The following is a 3721-nucleotide window of genomic DNA, read 5'->3' as shown; positions in this document are numbered from 1 at the left end:
CGGCAACGACCTGGTGCAGGCCCTGGGCGGCCCCGGCACCACGCAGGGCTGCCCGGCCCCGTGAAGACGGCCCCGGGCCGCCCTGCCGGGTGGCTCCGGGGCCCCGGACCCCTGAAAACCGGGCCCCGCGACGGGGTCCGGAAGGGTCGTTTGCGACTTGTCCCCGCCGAAGGGCGGCTGCTATACTTTTGCGGCTTCAGGGAACGCTACTGAGTCCTACTTGAACCGCGCGTCCCCTCCCGTTTCGCCCCACGCCCATCGGTTGCCGGTCTTCCAACTGGCCCTCGGGTGCGCCGCCGCCGGCATCGCGGCGGTCTGGGCGGGCAGGGAAGCTGCCCTGGCCTGGCTGGCGGGTGCGGCGGTGATCGCGGCGGCACAGTGGGTCTTCAGCTGGCGAACGGAGCTGAGGTCGCGCTCGGCTCCGGCAGTCCGGATGTTCAGCCGGCTGCTCCTGGGGACGGTGCTCAAGTGGTTGGTGGTCGGCGCGGGTCTCGTGCTGGCCATGACCCAGGGCCTCCCTCCCGCCCATGTCCTCGGGGGCGCGTCACTCGCCGCCCTCGCCCAAATTTTCAGTCTGCCTTGGTTGCTTCGATGAACCGACTCATGCAAGTCGCCGGTGACAGTCCCAGCGAATACGTCACGCACCATCTCCAGCATTGGCAGGTGTCCATTGGCGAGGGCGCCTTCTGGACCATCAACGTCGACAGCATGATCATGGCGATCGCCATCGGCGTGCTGGGCCTGGGCCTGTTCTGGTTCGTCGGCCGCCGCGCCACCGCCGGCGTGCCGGGCAAGCTGCAGGCTTTCCTCGAGCTGGCCGTCGAGTTCGTCGACACCCAGGTGCGCGACGTGTTCCACGGCAACCGCAAGTTCGTCGCCCCGCTGGCGCTGACGATCTTCGTCTGGATCCTCCTCATGAACTCCGTGAAGATGATCCCGGTCGACCTGCCGCCGGGCATCGCCAAGATGTTCGGCGCCGAATACTTCCGCGCCGTGCCGACCACCGACCTCAACATCACCCTGGCGATGTCGATGACGGTGCTGCTGCTCATGATCGCCTTCGCGATCAAGTCCAAGGGCGGCTTCGGTTTCACCAAGGAACTCTTCACCGCGCCTTTCCACGCGGAAGGCGTCGGCATGAAGATCGTGCTGGCCCCGGCGAACTTCGGCCTGAACATCATCGAGCTGCTGTCCAAGCCGGTCAGCCTGGCCATGCGACTGTTCGGCAACATGTACGCCGGCGAGCTGGTCTTCCTGCTGATCGCCCTGCTGGGCGCGGCCGGTGGCCACTTCATCATGGACGTGGGCGGCTTCGGCGGCACCACCGGCGGCATCCTGGCCTTCCTGGGCGCGGTGCTGGCGGGTGCGGGCTGGTCGATCTTCCACATCCTGGTCATCACGCTCCAGGCCTTCATCTTCATGATCCTCACCGTGGTTTATCTGTCGATGTCCACGGAAGCGCACTGATCCAGTTCCACCCTTAGTTCCTGTTTTCGTCCTAACCCCAACCGACTTGTAAAAAAGGATTGCACCATGGACATGTCTCTCGTCGCCGCCATCCAGAGCTCGACCGCCCTTGCCATCGGCATCATCATCGGCCTGGGCGCGCTCGGCGCCTGCATCGGCATCGGCATCATGGGCTCGAAGTTCCTCGAGAGCGCCGCCCGCCAGCCCGAGCTGGTTCCGATGCTGTCCGGCCGCATGTTCCTGCTGGCCGGCCTGATCGACGCCGCGTTCATCATCGGCCTGGCCATCGCGCTGTTCTTCGCCTTCGCGAACCCGCTGCTGGCCCAGCTGGCCTGATCAGCCGGGTCGCCACGGTGACGCCGCCGGCCACGCGCCGCGGCGTCACTTGCCTCGTCATCGCGGAGTAGTCGCAATGGATATCAACGCCACCTTTATCGGACAGGCCCTCGCGTTCGCGATCCTGATCTGGTTCTCGTACAAGTTCGTATGGCCGCCGATGATGGGCGCCATCGAAGAGCGCCAGCAGAAGATCGCCGAAGGTCTGGCTGCGGCCGACCGCAGCAAGAAGGACCTGGCCCAGGCGGAAGAGAAGGTCGCCGAGGCCCTGCGCGAAGCCCGTACCAAGGCCAACGAGATCATCGAGCAGGCCCATGGCCGCGCGAACCAGATCATCGATGCCGCCAAGGTCGAGGCCATCGCCGAAGCCGGGCGCCAGAAGGCCCTGGCCCTGTCGGAAATCGACTCGGCCGCCAACCGTGCCAAGGAAGACCTGCGTCGCCAGGTTTCCGCGCTCGCGGTTGCCGGTGCCGAGAAGCTGATCCGCAAGGAGATCGACGGCAACGCCCACAAGGCGCTGCTGGACGAACTCGCCGCCGAGATCTGAGGTCCAGCCCGCCATGAGCCAAGCCCTCACCCTCGCCCGCCCGTACGCCCGTGCCGCCTTTTCGCTGGCCCAGGACGCGGGCCGGCTGCCCCAGTGGTCGGCCCTGATCGGCTTTGCCGCCCAGGCCGCCGCCGTGCCGGAGGCGCACGACGCCGTCGTGCACCCGCTGGCCAAGGCCGACGACCTGGTCGAACTGCTGCTGCCCCCGGGCGACAGCGACCCGACCTTCCGCCAGTTCCTGGCCGTGCTGGCGGACAACCGCCGCCTGGCCCTGCTGCCGGAAATCGCGGGTCTGTTCGACCAGCTGCGTGCCGAGGCCGAGCGCGTGGTCAAGGCCACCGTCACCTCCGCCCAGCCGCTGGACGCCGCCGAACTGGAGATGCTGCGCAGCTCGCTGCGCAAGCGCTTCGGTCGCGAGGTCGAGCTGGCGACGGCGGTGGACGCCGGGCTCATCGGCGGCGCGGTTATCGATACCGGCGAAGTCGTGATCGACGGCTCGCTCCGCACCAAGCTGGCGCGCCTTGGCGCGGCGCTGGCGAACTGAACACGATTTTCCTTTGAACCAAGTGCCGGCCCAGGCCGGACGACCCAGGGATACCCCCATGCAGACGCTCAACCCGTCCGAAATCAGCGAACTGATCAAGTCCCGCATCGAGAAGGTCAAGCTGACCGCCGAAGCCCGCAACGAAGGCACCGTCACCTCGGTGTCCGACGGCATCGTGCGCATCCACGGCCTGGCCGACGCGATGCAGGGCGAAATGATCGAGCTGCCGAACAGCACCTACGCGCTGGCCCTGAACCTCGAGCGCGACTCGGTCGGCGCCGTCGTCCTGGGTGACTACGAGCACCTGCGCGAGGGTGACGTGGCCAAGACCACCGGCCGCATCCTGGAAGTGCCGATCGGCCCCGAGCTGCTGGGTCGCGTCGTCAACGCCCTGGGCGAGCCGATCGACGGCAAGGGCCCCATCGCCTCGTCGCTGACCGCGCCGGTCGAGAAGGTCGCGCCCGGCGTGATCGAGCGCCAGTCGGTGTCGCAGCCGGTGCAGACCGGCTACAAGTCGGTCGACGCCATGATCCCGATCGGCCGCGGCCAGCGCGAGCTGGTCATCGGTGACCGCCAGACCGGCAAGACCGCCCTGGCCATCGACGCCGTGATCAACCAGAAGGGCACCGGCATCAAGTGCGTCTACGTGGCCATCGGCCAGAAGGCCTCCACGATCGCCAACATCGTGCGCCGCCTGGAAGAAAACGGCGCCCTGGCGCACACCATCGTCGTCGCCGCCACCGCGTCCGAATCGGCCGCCATGCAGTACATCTCGGCCTACTCGGGCTGCACCATGGGCGAGTACTTCCGCGACCGCGGCGAAGACG

General features: G+C 67.6%; 5 protein-coding genes and 1 pseudogene. All 6 read left to right on the top strand.

The features are described 5' to 3' along the window. Positions 1-220: 220 nt before the first annotated feature. Positions 221-595: an ATP synthase subunit I gene (locus tag AACZ35_RS13140; protein ID WP_188665769.1), complete on the top strand. Its 375-nt coding sequence runs from the start codon at positions 221-223 to the stop codon at positions 593-595. A gap of 8 nt (positions 596-603) precedes the next feature. Continuing rightward, a complete protein-coding gene (gene atpB / locus AACZ35_RS13135) occupies positions 604-1467 on the top strand; it encodes a F0F1 ATP synthase subunit A (RefSeq protein WP_339830028.1) in 864 nt (287 codons plus the stop codon). A 66-nt stretch (positions 1468-1533) separates the two neighbouring features. Further along, a complete protein-coding gene (atpE, locus tag AACZ35_RS13130) occupies positions 1534-1803 on the top strand; it encodes a F0F1 ATP synthase subunit C (protein WP_188665765.1) in 270 nt (89 codons plus the stop codon). Between the two features lie 76 nt (positions 1804-1879). Continuing rightward, on the top strand, positions 1880-2350 hold the full coding sequence (locus tag AACZ35_RS13125; protein ID WP_339830023.1) for a F0F1 ATP synthase subunit B: 471 nt from the start codon (positions 1880-1882) through the stop codon (positions 2348-2350). A 13-nt stretch (positions 2351-2363) separates the two neighbouring features. Next, on the top strand, positions 2364-2894 hold the full coding sequence (locus AACZ35_RS13120) for a F0F1 ATP synthase subunit delta (RefSeq protein ID WP_339830021.1): 531 nt from the start codon (positions 2364-2366) through the stop codon (positions 2892-2894). A gap of 58 nt (positions 2895-2952) precedes the next feature. After that, a pseudogene (locus AACZ35_RS13115) lies at positions 2953-3721 on the top strand (F0F1 ATP synthase subunit alpha); the annotation flags it as partial.

The sequence above is a fragment of the uncultured Arenimonas sp. genome (assembly GCF_963976025.1).
In the GTDB taxonomy this organism is placed as follows: Bacteria; Pseudomonadota; Gammaproteobacteria; order Xanthomonadales; family Xanthomonadaceae; genus Arenimonas.
The sequence above is the reverse complement of the archived record's forward strand: the minus strand, read 5'-3'. Positions and strand labels throughout refer to the sequence as shown.